This window comes from Sulfuricaulis sp., from assembly GCF_049587675.1.
Lineage (GTDB): Bacteria > Pseudomonadota > Gammaproteobacteria > Acidiferrobacterales > Sulfurifustaceae > Sulfuricaulis.
Genome location: NZ_JBAVEJ010000305.1, coordinates 1 through 3,240 on the forward strand (window position 1 = coordinate 1; position 3,240 = coordinate 3,240).

General features: G+C 61.1%; 2 protein-coding genes. Both read right to left on the minus strand.

Translation table 11 applies throughout. The features are described 5' to 3' along the window. Positions 1-54: 54 nt before the first annotated feature. Complete coding sequence (alaS, locus tag WB402_RS15500) at positions 55-2,655, minus strand: alanine--tRNA ligase (protein ID WP_424209456.1); 2,601 nt, start codon at positions 2,653-2,655, stop codon at positions 55-57. A gap of 138 nt (positions 2,656-2,793) precedes the next feature. After that, the coding region (locus WB402_RS15505; protein WP_424209458.1) for a regulatory protein RecX at positions 2,794-3,240 on the minus strand (447 nt) is incomplete at its 5' end.

A 3,240-nucleotide genomic window follows, 5' to 3' on the forward strand; every position in this document is an offset into this window, starting at 1 on the left:
CCCCAACACAAGGCGAACAACGTTGGGGTTCGGCGCTGCACGCCTCACCCCAACCTACTTTAAATGATGCTCGACCCAGCCTGGCACCGACTCAAGCGCCGCCTTCAGACCAGCGGGATTGGTGCCACCCGCCTGCGCCATGTCCGGCCGGCCGCCGCCCTTGCCGCCCACGCCCGAGGCGACCTGGTTGACCAGCTCGCCGGCATGCAGGCGTCCCGCGAGATCCTTGGTCACGCCGGCAATCAGCGTGACCTTGTCGTCTACCACGGAAGCCAGCACGATAGCCGCCGGCGCCAGTTTGTCCTTCAGCTTGTCCAGAGCCTCGCGTAGACCCTTCGCGTCCATGCCATCGAGCTGGGCGGCGAGCACTTTGATACCCTTGACCTCCTTGGCCTCGGCCACGAGATCCTTGGAGCCGCCGGTGGCGAGCTTGGCGCGCAATTGATCCAGCTCCTTCTCGAGACTCTTTACACGTTGGGTTAGTTGCTCGACTTTGCGCGGGACTTCCTCGGGGCTCGCGCGCAACATCTCGGCTGCTTCACGTAGCTTGTTCTCTTTCTCATACAAGTAGTCAAGCACATTCTCTCCCGTGATGGCTTCGATGCGCCGCACGCCGGAAGCGACGCCGCTTTCCGAAACGATCTTGAACAGGCCAATATCGCCGGTACGGCGCACATGCGTACCACCACACAGCTCAACGGAATCCCCGATGTTCAGCACCCGCACCTCGTTCCCATATTTCTCACCGAACAAGGCCATAGCGCCCTCCGCTTTCGCCGAGTCCATGTCCATCACCCGAGACCGCGTGTCCTCGTTGCGCAAGACCTGCGCATTGACACGCCGCTCGACCTCAGCGATCTGCTCGGGCGTCATGGGCGCAAAGTGGGAGAAATCGAAACGCGTGTGGTGATCGTCCACCAGCGAGCCCTTCTGTTGTACGTGCGATCCGAGAACGTCACGTAACGCCTTGTGCATCAGGTGCGTGGCCGAGTGATTGAGCTTGGTCGCAAGACGGCGGACTCCATCGATTTCCGCCGTCACTTTGTCACCCACGCGGAGCTGGCCTTTCTCGACACTCCCTTTGTGGACGTGGGCCTGTCCGTGCTTCTGGGTGTCCTCGACGCGAAACACCGCCTCGCCCACGCGCAGAATGCCGCGGTCGCCGACCTGGCCGCCGGATTCGGCGTAAAACGGCGTGCGGTCGAGCACGATATTCCCCTGCTCGCCCGCGCGCAGAGTGTCCGTCTGGGCGAGGTCGCTTCCTCGTGTGATCTGCAACACCTTGCCTGTGTCGCTCAGCAGCTCGTAGCCGGTGAATTGTGTCGGCTGGTCCACGGTGACGGCACCGATCTCGGCCGATTTGAATGACGATGCCGCGCGGGCGCGCTCGCGCTGCGCTTCCATTTCGCGCTCGAAACCGGCCATGTCGATTTTCAGATTACGTTCCATGGCCACGTCACGCGTGAGATCCACCGGGAACCCGTAGGTATCGTAGAGTTTGAAAATCGTGGCGCCGGAAATGGTATCGCCCTGGAGCGCGGTGACATCCTCTTCAAGAATCTTCAGTCCCTGTTCCAGGGTCTCGTTGAAACGATCCTCTTCCTGGCGCAGCACGCGCTCGATCTGCGGTTGCGCGCTGTTCAATTCCGGATAGGCATCCCCCATCTGCTGGCACAAGGGAGCGACCAGCTTGTAGAAAAAGGTCTCGCGCGCGCCGAGGCGGTGGCCATGGCGGATGGCGCGACGGATGATGCGTCGCAGCACGTATCCCCGGCCTTCGTTCGAGGGCAACACGCCATCGGTGATGAGAAACGCCGCCGCGCGAATGTGATCGGCCACGACGTTGAGCGAGTGGTTCTGGCGCTCGGAAGCGCCGGTCACCTCGGCGACCGCGCGGATCAGATGCTGGAACAGGTCGATCTGGTAATTGCTGTGCACGCCCTGCTGCACCGCCGCGATGCGTTCCAGACCCATGCCGGTGTCCACCGAGGGCTTGGGCAGCGGGGTCAGCACGCCTTTCGCGTCGCGGTTGTACTGCATGAACACGAGATTCCAGATCTCGACGTAGCGGTCGCCATCCTCGTCCGGGCTGCCCGGCGGGCCACCGGGGATTTGCGCACCGTGGTCGTAGAAGATCTCGGAACAGGGGCCGCAGGGGCCGGTATCGCCCATTTGCCAGAAATTGGACGCATCGCCCAAACGCGAGAAACGCTTCGGGTCCACTTTCAGCTCTTTCAGCCAGATGTCGGCGGCCTCGTCGTCATCCTTATATACCGTCACCCACAGCCGCTCCGCCGGCAGCTTCAGCTCCCGGGTCAGGAACTCCCAGGCGAATTTGATGCCCTCGCGCTTGAAGTAATCGCCGAAGCTGAAGTTCCCGAGCATCTCGAAGAAGGTGTGATGGCGCGCGGTGTAGCCCACGTTTTCGAGATCGTTGTGCTTGCCGCCGGCGCGCACGCAGCGCTGGGAACTGACCGCGCGCACGTAGGGCCGCTTCTCCTGACCCAGGAACACTTCCTTGAACTGCACCATGCCGGCATTGACGAACAACAGTGTGGGGTCGTTCGCGGGCACGAGTGAACTTGACGGCACGACGGTATGGCCGAGGCGCTGGAAATAGTCGAGAAATTTTTTGCGGATTTCGGTGCTTTTCATGACGCGTATAGGCTAGAAGCTATCTCGAAAAAAATAGTTTCAATGTAGGTTGGGTTAGGCGCGAAGCGCCGTAACCCAACGATTTGTTGGGTTTCGCTTCGCTCAACCCAACCTACCTGGGTATTTTTGAGATGGCTTCTAATCCTGCCCGTGAGGATTCAGAACCTTCTGTATCTGATCATACGTAAAACCGCGGTATTGGAGAAAGCGGGCCTGACGGGCGCGCTCCGGATAACTCTTGGGCAGTCGCGCGCCGAATTTCTTGCGCTGCACGCGCCGGATGTCCTCAAGCCATTCGCGGCCCGAAACATCGAGCCAGCGTTCGATCGCCTCCGCTGTCACCCCCTTTTCCAGTAATTCTTTCTGTATGCGCAAGGGCCCGTAACCCCGGCTGCGCCGCGCCTGTATCAGGCTTTCCATGAAACGGTCGTCGGAAACAAGACGCTCCTGCTCCAGCCGTTTCACGGTTTCGGCGGCAAGCGCTTCTGCGCATCCTTTCTTCAACAGCTTGTTGTGCAACTCGCTCCGGCTGTGTTCGCGCCGCGCGAGATACTGCATGGCGAGCTGGCGCGCCCGCGCCGGAGT

Bases quoted from the DNA above. Each gene is read 5' to 3' on its own strand.
- alaS (WP_424209456.1), bottom strand. From the start codon at position 2,655: ATGAAAAGCACCGAAATCCGCAAAAAATTTCTCGACTATTTCCAGCGC.